The sequence below is a fragment of the Christiangramia forsetii KT0803 genome (genome assembly GCF_000060345.1).
GTDB lineage: Bacteria > Bacteroidota > Bacteroidia > Flavobacteriales > Flavobacteriaceae > Christiangramia > Christiangramia forsetii.
This window is the reverse complement of the sequence record NC_008571.1, coordinates 54,213-72,757: the sequence shown is the minus strand read 5'-3', so window position 1 is coordinate 72,757 and position 18,545 is coordinate 54,213. Positions and strand designations below refer to the sequence as shown.

17 protein-coding genes are annotated in these 18,545 nt (G+C 37.3%); 14 read left to right on the top strand and 3 right to left on the bottom strand.

Annotated elements, in window-relative coordinates; translation table 11 throughout:
- The 11 genes from GFO_RS17625 to GFO_RS00210 all read left to right on the top strand — a co-directional run bounded on the left by GFO_RS17625 (position 1) and on the right by GFO_RS00210 (position 13,032).
- A complete protein-coding gene (locus GFO_RS17625; RefSeq protein WP_011707982.1) occupies positions 1–909 on the top strand; it encodes a PorP/SprF family type IX secretion system membrane protein in 909 nt (302 codons plus the stop codon).
- 79 nt (positions 910–988) lie between these two features.
- Positions 989–1,453 (top strand): GbsR/MarR family transcriptional regulator, encoded by a 465-nt coding sequence (locus tag GFO_RS00260; protein WP_011707981.1) that lies wholly within the window; start codon positions 989–991, stop codon positions 1,451–1,453.
- A gap of 64 nt (positions 1,454–1,517) precedes the next feature.
- Positions 1,518–2,885 carry a TolC family protein gene (locus GFO_RS00255; RefSeq protein ID WP_011707980.1) on the top strand — a complete coding sequence of 456 codons (1,368 nt, stop codon included), beginning with the start codon at positions 1,518–1,520 and terminating at the stop codon, positions 2,883–2,885.
- Positions 2,886–2,911: 26 nt separating this feature from the next.
- Positions 2,912–3,979: an efflux RND transporter periplasmic adaptor subunit gene (locus GFO_RS00250; RefSeq protein ID WP_011707979.1), complete on the top strand. Its 1,068-nt coding sequence runs from the start codon at positions 2,912–2,914 to the stop codon at positions 3,977–3,979.
- 1 nt (position 3,980) lies between these two features.
- Entirely contained in the window at positions 3,981–7,112 is a 3,132-nt protein-coding gene (locus GFO_RS00245) for an efflux RND transporter permease subunit (protein ID WP_011707978.1), read from the top strand.
- 166 nt (positions 7,113–7,278) lie between these two features.
- Positions 7,279–7,500: a hypothetical protein gene (locus tag GFO_RS00235; protein WP_011707977.1), complete on the top strand. Its 222-nt coding sequence runs from the start codon at positions 7,279–7,281 to the stop codon at positions 7,498–7,500.
- Positions 7,501–7,511: 11 nt separating this feature from the next.
- Positions 7,512–8,624: a mechanosensitive ion channel family protein gene (locus GFO_RS00230; RefSeq protein ID WP_011707976.1), complete on the top strand. Its 1,113-nt coding sequence runs from the start codon at positions 7,512–7,514 to the stop codon at positions 8,622–8,624.
- Positions 8,625–9,013: 389 nt separating this feature from the next.
- Complete coding sequence (locus GFO_RS00225) at positions 9,014–10,021, top strand: hypothetical protein (RefSeq protein WP_011707975.1); 1,008 nt, start codon at positions 9,014–9,016, stop codon at positions 10,019–10,021.
- A 42-nt stretch (positions 10,022–10,063) separates the two neighbouring features.
- Entirely contained in the window at positions 10,064–11,302 is a 1,239-nt protein-coding gene (locus GFO_RS00220; RefSeq protein ID WP_011707974.1) for a DUF748 domain-containing protein, read from the top strand.
- A gap of 69 nt (positions 11,303–11,371) precedes the next feature.
- Positions 11,372–12,124 (top strand): SpoIIAA family protein, encoded by a 753-nt coding sequence (locus GFO_RS00215; protein WP_011707973.1) that lies wholly within the window; start codon positions 11,372–11,374, stop codon positions 12,122–12,124.
- Between the two features lie 74 nt (positions 12,125–12,198).
- Positions 12,199–13,032 (top strand): phospholipase A, encoded by an 834-nt coding sequence (locus tag GFO_RS00210; RefSeq protein ID WP_011707972.1) that lies wholly within the window; start codon positions 12,199–12,201, stop codon positions 13,030–13,032.
- A gap of 76 nt (positions 13,033–13,108) precedes the next feature.
- Here GFO_RS00210 and GFO_RS00205 read toward each other — a convergent pair whose 3' ends face one another.
- Positions 13,109–13,543 (bottom strand): Lrp/AsnC family transcriptional regulator, encoded by a 435-nt coding sequence (locus GFO_RS00205; protein ID WP_011707971.1) that lies wholly within the window; start codon positions 13,541–13,543, stop codon positions 13,109–13,111.
- Between the two features lie 111 nt (positions 13,544–13,654).
- On the opposite strand from GFO_RS00205, the gene GFO_RS00200 reads away from it, so the two are divergent.
- The 3 genes from GFO_RS00200 (at position 13,655) to GFO_RS00190 (ending at position 16,254) form a co-directional block, all read left to right on the top strand.
- Positions 13,655–14,362: a sulfite exporter TauE/SafE family protein gene (locus GFO_RS00200; RefSeq protein WP_308420141.1), complete on the top strand. Its 708-nt coding sequence runs from the start codon at positions 13,655–13,657 to the stop codon at positions 14,360–14,362.
- A gap of 112 nt (positions 14,363–14,474) precedes the next feature.
- Positions 14,475–15,044, top strand: a complete 570-nt coding sequence (locus GFO_RS00195) for a Crp/Fnr family transcriptional regulator (RefSeq protein WP_011707969.1) — start codon at positions 14,475–14,477, stop codon at positions 15,042–15,044.
- Between the two features lie 94 nt (positions 15,045–15,138).
- On the top strand, positions 15,139–16,254 hold the full coding sequence (locus tag GFO_RS00190; protein ID WP_011707968.1) for an alkene reductase: 1,116 nt from the start codon (positions 15,139–15,141) through the stop codon (positions 16,252–16,254).
- 206 nt (positions 16,255–16,460) lie between these two features.
- Here GFO_RS00190 and GFO_RS00185 read toward each other — a convergent pair whose 3' ends face one another.
- Both GFO_RS00185 and GFO_RS00180 read right to left on the bottom strand, forming a co-directional pair.
- Positions 16,461–17,204, bottom strand: a complete 744-nt coding sequence (locus GFO_RS00185) for an SDR family oxidoreductase (RefSeq protein WP_011707967.1) — start codon at positions 17,202–17,204, stop codon at positions 16,461–16,463.
- 203 nt (positions 17,205–17,407) lie between these two features.
- Positions 17,408–18,460 (bottom strand): adenylate/guanylate cyclase domain-containing protein, encoded by a 1,053-nt coding sequence (locus GFO_RS00180; protein WP_011707966.1) that lies wholly within the window; start codon positions 18,458–18,460, stop codon positions 17,408–17,410.
- Positions 18,461–18,545 lie beyond the last annotated feature (85 nt).

Genomic DNA, 18,545 nt, shown 5'->3' with positions numbered 1-18,545 from the left:
ATGAAAAAATATACATTTTTATTACTAATTTTCATAAGCCTGGGTGGTTATGCCCAACAGGATGCACAGTATACCCAGTATATGTATAATACATCACTGTTTAACCCAGCCTATGTTGGATCGGAGGATTTTCTGAAAATATCGGGCGTATACAGGTCGCAATGGGTAGGCTTGGATGGCGCCCCCGAAACCCTTTCTTTCAGTATTAATGACCGCATCGGAAAAAATGTTGGACTAGGAGGATCTGTTATTTCAGATAAAATTGGACCTAGCAGCGAAACTATCATTAATGCCGATTTTTCTTATACACTAGATTTTGAAAATACTGCTCTTGCTTTTGGTTTGAAAGCCAGCGCAAATTTACTGAATGTTGACTTTACCAGACTTACCGGGCCCGATGATCCCGATTTTAATCAGAATATTGATAATAGATTCACTCCAAACATAGGCGCGGGAGTCTATTATTACAGCAATAAATTCTATGTAGGTTTTTCGGTACCACAGCTGTTAGAGACAGAGCATTATAAAAACAATGAGAATTCTGATACTTTTCTGGCTAAGGAACGTTTTCATACCTATTTTATGGGTGGCTATGTTTTTGATCTGAATCCGGAACTCAAATTAAAACCTGCCTATTTACTAAAGGTAACAGATGGTGCACCTTTGCAGGTAGATATTTCAGCGAATTTATTATTTTCTGAAAAGTTCACATTGGGAGCTTCCTATCGTTTGAATTCGGCAGTAAGTGCACTGGCAGGCTTTCAAATTTTCGACTCGGTTTTTATAGGATATTCCTATGATGCCGATACCACAAGATTAAGAACCTACAATGATGGATCTCATGAGATCGTACTAAGGTTTGACATTAGAGATGCACTGAACTACACAAATTCACCAAGGTTCTTTTAAGCAAGTTAAATAATAAAATTTTAGTTCTTTATTTGCAGAACTAAAAAAACCTTTTATCTTTGCGGCAGATTTCATCATAATGAGTAACGTAAAATTATCAGAAAAACAAAAGGAACTGGTGGAGGCCTACGGAGTGATTCAGGAAAATATGGGTCTTAGCCCCGCCGCTGCCAGAGTAAATGCACTTTTAACGGTTTCTAACAAAACCGAACTTAGCTTCGATGAGATTCGTGATACCCTGGGTTTGAGTAAAAGTGCTGTGAGCAATGCTATAAACGGTCTTCTTTCCCTGGAACATATAGGCTATAAAACGAAGATGGGAGAGCGCAAGCGTTTCTTTTTTTCAAAACTTGGTCAATGGAAAACGAAATTTCGGAAAGATATCGCAGGTCTAGAAAATTATAATAAGGTCGTAAGAGAAATCCTGGAGGTACGTTCCGAAGAAAATCCTGAGTTTAATAATCGTATGAAAGAACTTACTGAGTTTATGGATTATTTCATGAAAGAGAGTATCAGAATAATTGATAACTGGGAAAAAGAATAACTTTTTTTTAATCAAATTGGTTCTTTTTATTCTGAACTAACTATTAATATTTTAACTAGGAGAAATGAAATTAAACTTAAAATGGATTTATACACTTTCCATGTTATTCGCCACTTACATGGTTGCGGCACAAGAATCCATCACTTTCAATACTATTGAGGAGACTATCAATTTTGCTATTGAAAATAATAATAACCTTGAGGCTGCACGGATAGATCAGGAAATTATTCAGGCTCAAATTGCTGAAGTAAAAGGGCAAGCTTTACCCCAAATAAATGGAAGTGCCGGCTTTACCGATAATTTTTCTCTACAGGAGCAACGACTACCTGCCGAAATTTTTGGTGGCGAGCCGGGGACTACCATTGGTGTAGCTTTTGGAAATAGATATCAATATACTGGCGGCATAAATGCCCAGCAACAATTGCTTAATTTCAAATTATTCAACTCTATTAAAAGCACCTCTGCCCTGGCAGAACTACGAGATTTGCAAACGCTGGTAACTACACAAGATCTCATTGTAAATGTCATCCAAACCTATATCCAGATTCAGGTTTTTCAAAAAGAAGTAGAACTGTTAAAACAAAACTTCGACCGCACAGATAATCTTATAGAATTATCTGAAGCAAAATACGAGGAAGGAATTATTAGAAAATTAGATCTCAACCAACTTCTAGTAAATCGCTCTAATCTAAAAACACAGATAGAAGATGCTATATTCGGAAAAAACCAGCAACTGAGACTTTTCAAGGTTTTACTTAATATACCAATGAGTAAAGAAGTTGTTCTGGAAGAAAAATTGGAAGACAGGGAACCTTACCCTTTAGGAACTGAATTATTCTTAGATGCCAATCTGGAATATCAACAATTAGATAAATCTATTGAACTTTCAATCATTGATCAGAAATTAATAAAGGCCGAATATCTACCGACGCTAAACGCCAGTTTTGGATATAATTATTTGGGCCAGGCCAATGAATTTCTGGATTTTGATCCGGCACTTTATCAGGGACAATGGAGCGGTACCTGGGGAATTTCAGCCAGTATTCCAATTTTTGACGGCTTCCAGCGACGCAATCGTTTAAAGCAAAAAGAACTGGCTACAGAACAATTGGAACTTGACCGCGAAACATTACAATTAAATATAGAAAAAGAATATGGCGATGCCCGCGAACAATTATTATTGAGTAATTCACAAATTGAGAGTCAGCAGCGAAATATGGAACTGGCCCAAGAGAATTATGACGGTATTAAAACTTCTTATAATGAAGGCGTGGCGAACTTAACTGAATTGCTGGATTCAGAATTTGCTTTGAGACAAGCACAATCCAACTACTTAAATGCCCTTCTACAGTCGAAGGTAGCCGAAGTTACTTTATTAAAATCCAGTGGAAAGCTTTCGCAATTAATTTCCAATCCAGAACAAACTAACTAAAACCTTTTTCCATAAAAAGTTATATAATGAAAACAAAAAATATCATAATCATCGTAGTTATCGCCTTAGTAGGGATTATTGGTTATACGCTTTTCAGTAATAAAAAAGAAATGAATGAAACGGCATCTGCAGTTCCAGAAGAATTTGCGATCCCGGTTCAAACAGCCACAGTAGGAGGAAAAACTATTTCCAACGGTTTAACTGCAACTGGGGAATTTAAAGGATGGGAAGAAGTAGTATTGGTCGCAGAATCACAGGGAAGTATAGAATACCTGCGTTTTGAAGAGGGAGATAAAATTAAAAAAGGCCAGACCATTGCTAAAATTGATGCCGTCTCTCTAAGTTCTCAATTAGCCAGTGCAAATTCGGCTTACTCAAAAGCGCAGAAAGATGTAGAACGTTACGAACGTCTTCTAAAAGTAGGAGCAGTATCCCAAAGCGCTTTGGAAGATATTCGTATTCAAAAAGAAAATGCCCGCGCCAATATCGCTCAAATCAATCAACAACTGAGTTTTACCGAAGTGAAATCACCTATAGACGGGGTTGTAAACAGCCTGATGGTTGAAGAAACCAGCTTTGTAATGCCCGGTAATGAAATTGCTGAAATTGTACAGGTAGATAGACTTAAAATAAAAGTGAATATTGCCGAAGACAACCTTTCAAAAATTAAAGAAGGTCAGGAAGTATCTATTAAAACGGATGTGTATCCATTGGAAACTTTTAAAGGAAAAGTGACTACTATAAGTGTAAAGGCAGATGCTTCCCGAAAATTTCAAATTATTATTGAAGTAGAGAATACTAAAGACAACCAGTTACGTGCAGGACTTTTTGCTGAAGTTAATTTTGACGCCTTAAAGACCAACGAGCAAAATGCAATGGTGATCCCAAGAGGATCTATTGTGGGAAGTCTTCAAAATCCGCAAGTGTATGTTGTTAAAGATAGCACGGTAACACTTCAGAAAATTAAAACTGGAAACGTCATTGATGGCGATGTGATCGTTCTTGAAGGATTGCAAAATGGGCAACAAATCGTAACCAAAGGCATCATTAACCTAACCGAAGGAACCAAAGTAAAAATCACCAACAACAAGTAAGATGACTATAACAGAACTATCCGTAAAAAGGCCTACCCTCGCTGTAGTTATCTTTACTATTGTTGCACTTTTAGGTATTGTTAGCTACGTAGGTCTCGGCTATGAACTACTGCCTAAAATCACCTCGCCACAAATATCGATTAGCACCATTTATCCCGGTGCATCGCCCAGCGAAGTGGAAAATTCAGTCACCACAAATATCGAAGATGCGGTAAGTGCGCTGGAAGGGGTAAAAAGCATTACCTCAACTTCTCAGGAGGGAATCTCTATTGTGAATGTGGAACTCACCTATAATGCCGATGTTGACCAGGCTTTGCAGGATGCACAAAGAAAAGTAAATAATATTGTGGGGCAGCTGCCAGATCAGGTAGATCAACCTAGTGTAGATCAATTTTCATTTGATGATCTGCCCATTATGCGTTTGGGTGTTTCTTCCCAAATGGATGCGAATGAATTTAATGACCTGGTTGAAAATGATATCAAAGAAAAGTTATCACGTATTGAAGGTGTAGCCCGGGTACAGGTGATTGGTGGAAACGAGCGTGAAATACGTGTAAATGTAGATCGTGATAAACTGAAGGGATATGGATTAAGTATTCTACAGGTAACCCAGGCCATTAGTGCAGCGAACCTTGATTTCCCAACAGGGAACATAAAAGACGATAAGCAGCAGGTAACCGTTAGACTTTCCGGTAAATTTAAAGATGTTGAAGACATTAAGGGGCTAGAGATCACTACCGGAGACGGATCCAGTGTGCGAATAGAAGATATTGCTGAAGTCTATGATACTACCAAAGAAGTAGCAACTATTTCCCGTATTGACGGTATTAGCTCTATTGGGTTGACCATTTCTAAACAAAGTGATGGAAACACCGTGCAGGTTGCAGAAGATATAAAAGCTGAAATCGCCATCATCGAAGCCGATTATACAGACAAAAATCTGCAAATCGCCGTAGCCCAGGACAGCTCAGTTTTTACGCTGGAAGCTGCCGATGCGGTGATATTTGACCTTTTGCTTGCAGTTGGATTAGTAGCCATTATCATGCTTTTCTTTTTAAGAAGCTGGAAAGATTCTATTATCGTAATGGTTTCAATTCCGGTTTCTATTGTAGCCACATTTATTGCGATGGGCCAATTGGGTTATACCCTTAACTTAATGACGCTATTAGGACTATCCCTGGTGGTGGGTATTCTGGTGGATGATAGTATTGTAGTCTTAGAACAGATTCACGCCGAAATGGAAAAAGGCAAATCCCGTATGGAAGCTGCCATGGAGAGCTGGAAGAAAATTGGACTTTCTGTAATGTCAATTACATTAGTATTAATTGCAGTATTTCTACCCATCACCTTCGTAACCGGATTAATTGCAGATTTACTGAAACAGTTTGCGGTGGTGGTAGCTTTTGCAACAGGTATATCCCTGGTGGTTTCTTTTACCCTAACCCCTTTATTATCATCTCGTTTTTCTGAAGTTATTACTCTTAGAAAAGAAAAATTATTACACAGGCCATTGATCGCTTTTGAAAATTTTCTGCAAGGAGTAAATAATTTTTATAAGAAAGCACTGCAATGGACGCTTACAAGAAAGCGTGTAACGGCCTTCTCTTTATTAGGCTTAGTGGTTGCTTCCCTCCTATTGCTTGTTTTTGGTTTTATAGGAAGTGAATTTGTTAAGAATGGTGATAATGGTGAATTTATCGTGGAGTTAGAACTTCCAAAGGAAAGCACCATAGAAGAGACTAACCTTGCAGCTTTGGCGGTAGAAGATATTCTACTACAAGATAACGTAGTTTCCTCTGTATTTTCCACCGTGGGAACTGGAACCGGAGGTGGAGGAAACTCCTCTAACCTGGCACAGATAAATGCCAAGATGATAAGTCCAGATGAACGTACTATTACTTCGGAACAATTTGCAAGAGATATAAAAATAAAACTAACCAAGAATATTCCCGGTGTAAAATTTAAAACTGCTGCCGTAGGAATGGTGGGTGGTAGTACTGCCGGACCCATACAAGTGGTACTCACCGGAAATGATATAGATATCTTAATGGAAACTGCCGACGAGGTAAAAAGAACCATAGAAAGCGTGAACAGTACGCGCGAGGTAGAACTTTCAGTAGAAGGTGGAAATCCAGAGGTCGCCATAGAAGTAAATCGCGACCAGATGGCTGCGTTGGACCTTACTATGAATACTGTAGGGAACACCATGCAGAATGCTTTTGCAGGAAATACCCAATACAAATTCCGTGATGGTGAAAATGAATATGATATCAATATAAAACTCGATCAGTTTGATCGCCAGAATATAGAAGATATTAGAAAAGTCACATTTTTAAACAGTAGCGGGCAACTAATAGAACTTCAGCAATTCGCAGATATTGAGCAATCTACAGGTCCTTCAAGATTAGAGCGTGATAATAAGCGTAGTAGTGTAAGCATAGGGGCACAAGTAGTAGGGCGACCGGTAGGAACAGTCTCTACCGAAGTTCAAACAACCATAGAAGAAATGGAAATGCCGGAAGGTGTAGAGTTTGAAATGGGTGGTGACCTGGAAAGCCAGACCGAGGCATTTGCCAGTTTAGGATTGGCCTTATTAATGTCTATCGTGCTTGTTTATTTGATCATGGTAGCATTATACGAAAGTTATGCCTATCCGCTAGTAGTAATGTTTTCAGTTCCAACGGCGATGATTGGTGCATTTTTAATCCTTGCCTTATTTCAGGAAAGCTTAGGTGTATTTACATTTTTAGGTTTGATCATGCTGGTAGGACTGGTAATTAAGAATGCAATATTAATTGTAGATGCTGCAAATCAGTTCAAAACTGAAGGAATGGAAAGCGTTGAAGCCATAGTAAATGCAGGTCTTTCGAGGTTACGCCCGATTTTAATGACCACACTCGCGATGGTAATCGCTATGATTCCTATCGCCTTCGCCTCTGGCGCAGGAGCAGAATGGAAAAACGGTCTTGCTATGGTATTGATTGGTGGTTTAACAAGTTCCCTGATTTTCACAGTAATTATCGTTCCTGTAATGTATGTGGTAATTGATATCTGGAAAGGTGAAATTAAACGAAAAACGGCTAAAGATCGAGCCAGGGAAATTTCACAATTAGAAATTCATACCACCCATTAAATGCTGCGATGAGGCATAAAGAAAATTTAAATTCAGAAGAGAAAAGGAAATTTAAAATCTTCTGTACAGTTAGTATATAAATAACTTGTTCCAGGCCTTTCAGGTTTTTTGGTTGAACATTGATAGTTTTTCCTGAAAGGTTTGAGAACATTTAAAATTAATTGATATGCTTTATTATGATCCAAGTAAAGATCAAACCCTGGAAGTACGGATTGCAGAAACCTATTCTGTATTAGATCTTGAAAGACTTTTACTCTTTATTGATGCGCTAACTTCAAAATCACACTTACAAGTGGTTTTTAAAATTCATCCTTCTCTCAAGAATCAATTTTTAACATGTCTGGATAGTTCTGTTTCTACTCCATCTTATCAATTCAATATTAATTAAGAAATTTTATTATGACTGAATTCTGGAATACTTATCGAGCAGCAATTATTTATGCATTTGTTGTCATAGGCATCGTTTTGATTCTTTTACTTATTACCAGATTATTAAATGGGTGGCTTGTAAAAAAAGCAAAAGTAAAATATCCCAATGAAGAGCCTACCACTATTAATCTTATAAAACGGGTACTTAACACCCTATGGATTATATTAGGGGTTGCTGCGTTAAGCTTTATTTTTATTTCTGAAGATAAATATGATGTGGCTACCAAAAATTTTGAACTTATCCTTTACCTGGGATTTGTACTGGTTTTTACCATTATTGGGGCAAGCATCGTTGAAACCTTGTTCTCACGGGCAATTAAAAGAACTACTGCCTCTGGTGGTGATCCCACCAGCTATAAGTTTTTACGTTACTTAAGTGTATTTGCGGTCTATTTCTTCGGAATTATCCTTGCCGCACTGGCTTTTCCCGCATTAAGAGGAATTGCACAAACTGCTATTGGAGGAGCTGGCATTCTGGCGGTAGTCATTGGAGTGGCCTCCCAGGAAGCCTTAGCCAATCTAGTAGGCGGCGTTTTTATTATTTCATTTAAGCCTTTTCGGGTAGGTGATGTAATTAAAATTACCGACACCCTCGTAGGCACCGTAACCGATATCACCCTTCGGCATACCATCATAAGGAACTATCAGAATAAAATGATTGTAATCCCAAACGCGATCATCAACAAAGAAAAAGTGACCAATTATGATCTGGAAGAGAAAAAGATCTGCCAGTGGATTGAAATTGGAATTTCTTACGACAGCGATATAGACCTGGCCAAAAAGATCATGAAAGAAGACTGTGAGGCTCATCCCAATCTTTTTGATAATCGTTCAAATCAGGATCTCCGAAACGGAGTACCGCTAGTGATCGTTCGGGTTACCAATCTCGGTGATTCTTCGGTAACCATCAGAGCCTGGGCCTGGGCCTGGGACTATGCCGCGGCTTTTGTGATGAAATGCGAATTATATGAAAGTATCAAAAAACGTTTTGATGCGGAAGGAATAGAAATTCCGTTCCCACACCGCACCCTCGTTTTTAAGAAAGATCAATTAAAACAATTTACCGATGCTGATAATAGATAATGACCCGATTGTATATGCATCTCTCATAACCCTGGGGCTTGTATTGATTTTATTCCTTATTTATCTAGGGATAAAATTACAGGCCTATTTTGAATCTAATAAACGCCTATAAACTCTATTGTATGTTAGCATTTCTATTAGCACTCATTTTTCTAATATTCGACTTTTTTAATTTTTAATATATATCCGTAAAGGAACCTAAATTGATAAAGAACGCCATTCTGAATTCGTTTCAGAATCTCAGAACACTGGTAATCCAAACAGTTACTTGAGACCCTGTCCCGATAGCTATCGGGACAGGGTGATGAAACAACTATAGGACAAAAAACGGATACGCAGATTTTTAAAGACCAAGTTCTCAATTAATTTTTCAACCCTCAATCAAAAAAATGACTAAATCAAAGTACTTATTTTTAATGTGTATCCTGCCTCTTTCACAGATACTATTTTCACAGGAACAAGATTCCGGACCTATACAGGAAGCTTCCAAACAGATAAAAGCCGAATTTCCCAGAACCCGACTTTTCAATTTTGAATACGGACAAAGCTTTTCCAGGGATTTTGATTCTGAATTATTTGATGAAGATTTTCAGGAGGGAGAAATTAAAAATCAGAAAACTTTTGATGCATCTATAAACCTTCCGTTCTATTATACCAAAAAATTGGTGCTTACCGCTTCAGCTAATTATACTTTTAATGAGTTTGAGTTTCAGGATTTAGAAAATACTTCAGAAGCGATCATTTTTGAACAACCTGGAATTGTTGGTTTTCATAATTTTTCGGGTGCGGTTAGCGGAACTTACTTTTCGCAGCTATTCGGCAAACCCGTAATCTATAATGCCAGTGTAATAGTTGATGGAAATGACCAGGGATTTGAACGTCTTAAAGGGCTCGTAGGTGCTTCTTTAATCATGAAAAGAACTGAGAGAACCACCATCACCCTTGGGGCTATTGCTTTTATAGATCCCACTACCCAAATTCCGTTTTTTCCAACCTTTACTTATAAGCATAACTTTAAAAATTCTCCATGGGAATTTGATTTTATTTTACCTCAACGTCTTTTGTTTAGAAGATATATTAATTCTAACAGCAGGCTTTCCCTGGGGAGTACTTTTGGCGGAAATGGCTTTTACGTGAATGTAGATGCTCCCAATTACGCGGAAGTTTTTGAATACAGCCAGTTACAAATCAACTCAGGGCTTATCTATGAATATAAAATTTCAGATCTTATCATAGCTACTGCAAAAGGCGGACTTACTAATTTTATAAGCAATCGCTTAACTGAAAAAGGGGAGCCAACCGGGGATTATATTTATCAAAATGATCAAAATGCTACGGGATATTTTAATATCGGTTTTTCCTTAGATCCGTTTGCCAGTAAGAAAAATAAAAAATAGCCCTTTAGTTTTTATGGGTTATTAACAATAATTACTTTTAAAATGCACTCGAAAAAACGTTCAATTTTAAAGAAAAAGAGGATCATAATCCCTCTTATTATCTTGTTATTACTCATTGGCGCGCGGCTTTATCTTCCTATCTGGGCAAAAGGCTACATCAATAAGGTATTGGCAGATATCCCGGGCTATTATGGCCAGGTAGATGATATAGATATTTCCCTTTATCGTGGTGCCTACACAATTAACGGCATGTACCTAAATAAGGTAGACGCAGAAACCCAAATTCCTTTCCTGAATTTTCCGGAAACCGATATTTCAGTAGAATGGAACGCTCTTTTTAATGGAGCTATTGTTGCTGAAATTACTATGAATAGTCCGGAGGTCATCTATGTGTTGGAAGACCAGAAAACTACATCAAACGAGGAAGCTGCCAGTGTAGATGACTGGACGAATGCTTTAAAGGATATTGTGCCATTGGAAATAAACCATTTCGAAGTTTACAATGGAAAAATAGCGCTGGTAGGCCTTATGGCAGAACCCAATATAGATCTTCAAATCAATGAGCTTAATCTTTCCGCAAAGAATTTACGAAATGTTATTGAAAGGCAACGTGTACTGCCCTCCCCTATCAACGCAACCGGCGTTTCTTTTGGGGGCGGGAACGTGAAGTTAGATGGGAATATGAATCTATTCCAGGAAATACCTGATATGGATATTTCGCTTTCTTTAGAAAAATCTGAAGCAAAAGCGCTAAACGATCTTACAAGTTATTATGCCGGGCTGGACTTTGAATCCGGAACATTTGAATTGTTCAGTGAAATCGCTATTGCCGATGGTTATCTTAAAGGTTATTTAAAACCTATGCTAACCAATACCACTATGATTGGAAAAGAGGATGGATTTTTAGAAACCCTTTGGGAAGGTTTTACCAGTTTCTTCAAATTCATTTTGAAGAATAAAGGAACCGATACTATTGCTACTGAAGTTCCTATTGAAGGAGATCTTAATAATCCTCAGGCCGGGGTATGGCCAACCATTGGCGGTATTTTCAAAAATGGCTGGTTTAAAGCTTTTAAAGGAGAAACCGATGAAAGCATCGAATATAAAGATGCTTTTCAGGATGCGAAGGAAAGCAGAAAAGGTCTTACAAAAGAGCAAAAAGAAAATTTGTCTTCAGAAGAGAAAAAAAGGCTTAGAAAAGAATTAAGGGAAGAAAGGAAAAAAGACACCACCGACGGGTTTTTTAAGCGTCTTTTCGGCGGGGATGACGACACAAAATAAACTGGAATACCGAAGTAATATTTGCGGGGAAAATCATTCCCATTATTATTAATTAAAAATTTAATAGCTATGCTCAATCTCAAAAAGATAAAGAATTACGACATCTACAGTTTTGAAATTTCAGGAGGTATTTCTGAATCAGAAATGCATGACTTTATTGAATTATTGGAAACAAAAGCTAATACTAAAAAAATAAAAATTTTAGGTATCTATAAAGATTTTCCCGGATTTGAAAATTTCAAAGCTTTCAACGAAACCCTGAAGTTAAAAGCAAAGGCATTTAACGCCATTGAAAAATATGCGATCTTAACAGATAAATCCTGGCTTGAAGCCTTGCTTCCTATAGGAAATGCGTTTACGCCCAACTTGCCTATTAAAAGCTTTAAACTTAATGAAAGAGCGGAAGCCATAGAGTGGCTGGATGATGATCTAAATAATACGGTGACAGCCAGAGAGCATCTCACTAATATGGAGATCGAGAAAATTTCAGGCACGCATATTTACAGATTTGTAATAGATGAACGTACGGACGAAGCTGGTGTTGAGGCTTTATATGAAATTTTTGAGAATGAAGAAAAAGAAGAAATTAAACTATTGGCCATTCTTAAAAATTTTAAAGCTTATAAAGACATCAATGTATTACTTTCTGGTATAAAAGCAGATTTTTCCGCCTTAAATAAGGTTACAAAATATGCTATTTTAACCGATGAGAAATGGGTTGCCAATATTGCGGAACTGGAAGGTAAAATCTTTAAAAAGATTGCTGTGAAAGCTTTTCCGTTAGACCAGGAACATCGTGCCATGGACTGGCTAAAATATTGATTAGTTGTAATACCAAAAGCGCGTTGATCTCCTGGAAAGAATGCGTTTTTATTAATTGAAAATTCAAATTTCGCATGAATAAGATATTCTCCTCATTTGTTTTAATTGGCCTCACTTTTTTATCTTCAAATTCTTTTGCCCAGGGTATTACGAAAAAAAGTGTAGACTCCATCATTAAGGAGGCTTCTGCGTTTTCGATACATAAAGACAATTATTTTATTTCGGGAATACCTTTAAATCAAGAAATTAACAAGACTACTGCAGATGCTAAATATCAGATAAGCTTTAAGCAGCTTATGACCCGAAATTCGTTACCCGGGGACACCTATCTTTTTCTAACGTATACCCAAAAGGCATTCTGGAATATTTACGAAAATTCGAGTCCGTTTCAAGAGCTTAATTTCAATCCGGCTGTTGGTTTAGGCAAACCTATATATAACCAGGAGAAACATCTCTCGGGAATTGCTTCACTTATGTTAGCTCATGAATCTAATGGGCGTGACAGTATTTTTTCCCGAAGCTGGAATAGTGTAAGGCTAAAATATTCTACGTTGTTAAGTCCCAGAACTACATTCACAGTAGAAACATGGATCCCTTTTTTATATAAAGATGGCAACCCAGATCTTTTTGATTACCTGGGCCCAGCAGAAATTAATGTAGAACAGGTTTTTATTCCGAAGAAACTTACTGCAGAGCTAATGCTAAGAAAAGGTTTGGAATGGAACTGGCAGGGAGCTTATAGAGCAAGGATTTTTTACCGACCTTTTAAAATGTCTAATCAATATTTTATGCTGGAATGGTTCAATGGATATGCAGAGAGTCTTATAAATTACAGGGAACATGTGAACATGCTCCGGATTGGATATGTCATCAAAACAAAAGAACTGGATATCTTGAAAAAGCAATAGTCTTGTTCCAGGTTCCATAATCGCTGAAATCTATATTTCTAATAAAACCAGTTTGTTTATTCAGCTCATTCTTAATTTAAAAAATCCCGGATTCAGAATCGCTAAAATCTGATAAGATCAGGTGCGTGGTAGGCTCACCATACAGTAAAAGACGATCTATAAACTGCTGAAGATGGGACTGGTCTTTCAATACCACTTTCATAAAAATATTATGAGGCCCGGTAATTCTAAATAACTCCCTGATCTCAGGAAAATCCTTTACCTGTTTATTAAATTCCTTTAGTTTCCCGCTGAACATTTTGAGCATGATCATTACTTCCAGTCCGTAACCAAGCTTACTAAAATTTAATTGCACTTTATAGGCTTTGATCACACTGGTTTCTTCCAGCCTTTGTACCCTTTCCCTCACCGATGAAGGAGAAAGCCCGATATTCTTTCCAATTTCAACAAAAGAAGCCCGGGAATTCAACTGAAGTCTGCTTATAATTTTGAGGTCAATTGCATCTGCCATAAATAAATTTTTAAAAGAACTAAAATTACATTTTTATTCGGTATAACCTCTTAAATTCCATGGAATCGATTTTATAAAATTACAACAGGCAGGTACTTTTGTAGAATGGATATGATGCTTTTATTATTGATTTTCGGAATATTCGTCGGATTTTTTATTCAGACTATTATTGGTTTCGCCGGAGCCCTGATTGCCCTACCCTTTTTGCTTATGGTAATGCCTTTACCCAGCGCCATCGCCTACCTTTCCATTTTCTACTTTATTTCAACACCCTACTACGTTTATAAAGAAAGAAATAACATAGATAAGCTGCTGTTAAAGAAACTAGCCATTTCCTCACTGGTGGGAGTGGTGGCTGGAATTATTTTACTCATCTACGCTAAACCCATCTTATTAAAAAAAGCTTTAGGAGTATTTATTATCCTTTTTGTATTAAATAGTTTAAGACCCAAAAAAGAGCTACAATTAGGTCCCAAAATGAAATATACCTTTGGTTTTTTAGGTGGTTTCTTTTCAGGAGTTTTTTCTACCGGAGGACCGCTGTATGTGATGATCGTTAAAAACGCTACTCCAGATGTACGCACTTTTAGAGCTACCATGTTCGGGGTACTGGGCTTAGTGACCTTAGTTCGAATTCCGGCACTGGCAATTGGAGGAATATTAACCCTGAACCAGCTTTACAATTCACTCTTTGTACTCCCTTTTTTCATCCTGGCTATTTTCCTCGGAAAAAAAGTTTATATGAAATTGAATGAGAATATTTTAAAGAAGGTAATCCTGGGACTGCTATGTATATCTGGAATTCTTTTAATTTTTTAAAACCTGATAATTTCTAGCAATTCTGCCCTCCTGGAGTTAATTGAGACTGGCAGAATCATCAAATTGAAACATATTATATGTAATTTTAACCCGGAACCAGGTTCAAATAAAGATGTTTCAAAAAATAACGGCACACATACAAAGGGATATCCAGCTAAATTCAAGCGAGCTGGAAGAATTTCACAGTCTGCTAGTGGAGAAAAAAGTTTCAGCTAAAGAATTTCTTATAGAACCGGGAAAAGAGGTTTTGTATGAGTATTATGTGGTAAAAGGCTGCCTAAAAGCTTATTATCTGGACAAAAAAGGAAATAAGCATATTCTCCAGTTTGCGGTGGAAGACTGGTGGATTAGTGATTTTGAAGCCTTTTTTAAGGATGAGCCTGCTTCACTGCATATTGAAGCGATTGAAGATTCCTATCTGCTGGGTATTAAAAAAGAAATTCTGGAACCACTTTATGAGCGTATTCCTAAGTTTGAAAGATTTTTCAGAATTAAAACTACCAACGCCTTTGTAGCATTGAGAAGCCGGATCTTGTCCAGCTTACAATTGGATGCCCGGGAACGTTATCTGGATTTCTGTGCTACCTATCCTTCTATAGAAAAACGTGTCCCCAATTACCATATTGCCAATTATCTGGGCATCACTCCGGAAAGCCTTAGCCGGATAAGAAAATCTCTTTAATGCTTAACAAGCTTTAACGATTCGGGTTAACCTAGATCAATTTTTAAAAGACGTTTATCCGGTATTTTTGTATTCAATTTTTAGAATTAAAAACATGAGTACACAAGCACTTTTAAAATCTTATAAATTAGGCGATTTAGAATTAAAAAATCGCGTGATCATGGCACCCATGACACGTGGTCGCGCCGATAACCCTGAGAAAAAACCTACCCGTGAACTACATGCGGAATATTATAAGCAACGAGCAAGCGCTGGTTTGATCATTTCAGAAGGTTCTCAGATTTCTGAGGATGCCGTGGGTTATATCAATACTCCCGGAATTCATACAAAAGATCAGATTGAAGGCTGGAAAGAAGTGACCTCTGCGGTGCATGATGCCGATGGGAAAATTTTTATTCAGTTATGGCATGTAGGAAGAATGTCGCATCCCGACTTTCACACTGGTGAATTGCCATTGGCGCCATCTCCTATCAACCCCAATGCGAAATCTTTTACGCCGGAAGGTTTTAAAGATACAGTAGCACCAAGAGAGATGACTACTGAAGATATCAAACAAACCATCGCAGATTTTAAGCAAGCGGCAAAAAATTCTATGGAAGCAGGATTTGACGGAGTTGAAATACATTCTTCTAACGGATATCTTTTCCATCAATTTTTTAATGCAACTTCCAATCATAGAAATGATGAATATGGCGGTTCTATAGAAAACAGGGCGAAGATCCTTTTTGAGGTTCTTGATGCAGTGAAAGAAGTAATGCCTGAAAATCGTATCGGAATTCGTCTAAATCCTTCCATGCACGGATTATTTGGTATGACGATGGATGAAGAAACCATTCCTACGTTCGATTATATCATTAAGAAGCTAAATGAGTATGATCTTTCATACCTGCACCTTTCTGAACCATTTAACGATGTTTCTGAAATTTCTTTTGCTGAAACAGATATCGCTAAACGCTATCGTCCTGTTTACAACGGAACTTTAATGATCAACAGCAATTTTGATCAGCAAAAAGGAAATAATGTAATTAAAGATGGCGATGCAGATCTTGTTGCCTTCGGAAAACCATTTATCTCTAATCCAGATCTGGCTGAAAGATTCGCTCAGGATATTGAACTCGATTCCTGGGATGAAGACACTTTCTATTCTGGTGGAGCAAAAGGCTATATCGATTATAAGGCAAAAACCGATAGAGCAGCGGTTCTTCAGTAATACTGGATTTATCCATTATAAAAGAAGTCGTCCAAAAAGTAACACCTATATGGCATTGCGTCCCGAGCTGTCGGGAGAAGTGAAGCAATCTCCTGTTTGATACCGGTGATTTGCAGATTGCTTCGTTCCTCGCAATGACCGCTAAAAAAAGTCCTTCAGAAAACTCTGAAGGACTTTTTTTATTGACTAATCAAATATCTATAAACCTAGAACTCCTGAACGGTAGGTCTAATTACTATTTCATTTACATCTACATCATTCGGCTGCTCAATTGCGTAGGCAATAGCTCTGGCAATAGAATCCCCGGGAATAGCCTGCTTGTAAAATTCTTTTACATTTTCTGAACTTTCATCATGGCTACTTCCAAATTTTAATTCAGAATCTATAGCTCCAGGTTCTATTGTGGTAGTTCTAATATTTCCACCAACTTCGTGACGTAAACCTTCAGAAATTGCTCTTACCGCATATTTTGTTCCGCTATATACAGTTCCTCCTGGACTAAATACTTTAATTCCCGCAACTGAAGACAGATTAATAAAGTGACCATGTCCCTGTTCCTGAAAAACGGGCAATGCAGCAGAAATTCCGTACAACACCCCTTTTACGTTGATGTCTATCATCTTATCCCATTCGTCTACTTTATCTTCGGCTATTGGAGCAATTGCCATTAGCCCGGCATTGTTAATGAGAACATCCACTTTTCCAAACTCTTTTTTGGCGGTATCTATAAGATTTTTCACCTCTCCTCTATTGGTAACATCGGTTTTCACTACTAAAGCTTCCCCTCCATTTTTCTTAATATCTTCTGCAATAGCATCGAGTTTTTCCTTTCTTCGTGCAGCTATAACCACTTTTGCACCTCTGGAAGCTAAAAGACGCGCAGTATCTTCACCTAATCCGCTACTTCCTCCAGTTATCACAACAACTTTTCCTTTGATATTATCTTCCATTATTTTAAAATTTAGATTAAACTTATTTAGAAGACAAAAATACGATTAGTTGAAGCCTAAGAAGCGGCAATCTAATTGATTATAAATAGTTTAACCTGTTTGATTAACCTAGGTTAAGAAGATTTCTTAAGGTAATTGAAATATGCGGCTACGTATTGAAAGTATAAAGTAAAATTGTAAAGAAATCAGGAAGAAAATTAAAATTACACACTGTTCAGGCTATAAATTCTCATGGCTTCGGTTTTGCCTTTAAGCTGAATATTTCCTTCAAATTTTAAATCGAAACCCTCTTTAGAGCCAAGCTGCTTTTTAATATCTTCAGAAATAAGAAAATCTTTCCCTAAAATATTGCATTCATTCTGGATTCTGGAAGCAGTATTGATAGTGTCGCCGTGATAAGCGATCTCTCTTTTGTATTCCCCTACCTCAGCCACGGTAATAATACCCATATGCATTCCGGCTTTAAATTCAGGAACCACCTCATATTTTTCTGAGTAATATTTTCTCTTTGAATAGATCTTTTCCTGAAATGCCAAATAGGTCTTAATACACCGGTTATTCTTTAAACCTTTTTCTTTTTCCCAGGTAAGCACGGCTTCATCACCAACGTATTGATAAATTTCAGCCTTATATTTTTTAACTATAGAAATGTCCCTGAAACAATCCTGGATTAGTTCGCTATATCTAATATGCCCCAGTCTTTCGGCAATGCTGGTGGAGGATCTCAGATCCAGAAACATAAAAATTCGCTCTTCCTCTTTAGGTTTATAGAACTTGCCACTCAGCATCTTTCGCAAATTACCGGGACCAAATTTTTTATCGACTTCAGAAAGAAAGTTTATTAAAGAAGCTACCAGAAAACAATACACAATAATGGGCACCACTTCTTTTGAGAGCAACAATTCCCTGTAGAGATTTATATGCAGTTCTTCTTCCAGGATTCCGGAAAAAACGAAAATCGCTAAACTCAGCAGTGCAAAAATTGCCAGTAAATATCCCAGGGAACCTACCAATAATGCAGCTCCAAAGGCTATTTTCTTAAAAATATATTTTTCGAAAACAATTTGAATACTCCCGAATAAAATTCCCGCGAATATTCCCAGAATTAGGTGAACCCCAATCTGCTGAAAGATTTTAAGAGATGTATAATCTTTAAGCACATCCTGCCCAAATTCCCTTAGAAATGTAAAAAATGCCAGGGCGATGATCCAAATTAGGATATAAAACAGAATTCTTGATACGTAGTTCTTATACATTCAGCATTATTAAACTTTCACAAATTAGCCCTTTTTTACTGAGACCGGGTGTATAAAGATAAAGGATGTTTGAAATAGCTTTCAT

Coding starts and splice junctions, on each gene's coding strand:
- GFO_RS17625 (WP_011707982.1), top strand. CDS start 1: ATGAAAAAATATACATTTTTATTACTAATTTTCATAAGCCTGGGTGGT.
- GFO_RS00260 (WP_011707981.1), top strand. CDS start 989: ATGAGTAACGTAAAATTATCAGAAAAACAAAAGGAACTGGTGGAGGCC.
- GFO_RS00255 (WP_011707980.1), top strand. CDS start 1,518: ATGAAATTAAACTTAAAATGGATTTATACACTTTCCATGTTATTCGCC.
- GFO_RS00250 (WP_011707979.1), top strand. CDS start 2,912: ATGAAAACAAAAAATATCATAATCATCGTAGTTATCGCCTTAGTAGGG.
- GFO_RS00245 (WP_011707978.1), top strand. CDS start 3,981: ATGACTATAACAGAACTATCCGTAAAAAGGCCTACCCTCGCTGTAGTT.
- GFO_RS00235 (WP_011707977.1), top strand. CDS start 7,279: ATGCTTTATTATGATCCAAGTAAAGATCAAACCCTGGAAGTACGGATT.
- GFO_RS00230 (WP_011707976.1), top strand. CDS start 7,512: ATGACTGAATTCTGGAATACTTATCGAGCAGCAATTATTTATGCATTT.
- GFO_RS00225 (WP_011707975.1), top strand. CDS start 9,014: ATGACTAAATCAAAGTACTTATTTTTAATGTGTATCCTGCCTCTTTCA.
- GFO_RS00220 (WP_011707974.1), top strand. CDS start 10,064: ATGCACTCGAAAAAACGTTCAATTTTAAAGAAAAAGAGGATCATAATC.
- GFO_RS00215 (WP_011707973.1), top strand. CDS start 11,372: ATGCTCAATCTCAAAAAGATAAAGAATTACGACATCTACAGTTTTGAA.
- GFO_RS00210 (WP_011707972.1), top strand. CDS start 12,199: ATGAATAAGATATTCTCCTCATTTGTTTTAATTGGCCTCACTTTTTTA.
- GFO_RS00205 (WP_011707971.1), bottom strand. CDS start 13,543: ATGGCAGATGCAATTGACCTCAAAATTATAAGCAGACTTCAGTTGAAT.
- GFO_RS00200 (WP_308420141.1), top strand. CDS start 13,655: ATGATGCTTTTATTATTGATTTTCGGAATATTCGTCGGATTTTTTATT.
- GFO_RS00195 (WP_011707969.1), top strand. CDS start 14,475: ATGTTTCAAAAAATAACGGCACACATACAAAGGGATATCCAGCTAAAT.
- GFO_RS00190 (WP_011707968.1), top strand. CDS start 15,139: ATGAGTACACAAGCACTTTTAAAATCTTATAAATTAGGCGATTTAGAA.
- GFO_RS00185 (WP_011707967.1), bottom strand. CDS start 17,204: ATGGAAGATAATATCAAAGGAAAAGTTGTTGTGATAACTGGAGGAAGT.
- GFO_RS00180 (WP_011707966.1), bottom strand. CDS start 18,460: ATGTATAAGAACTACGTATCAAGAATTCTGTTTTATATCCTAATTTGG.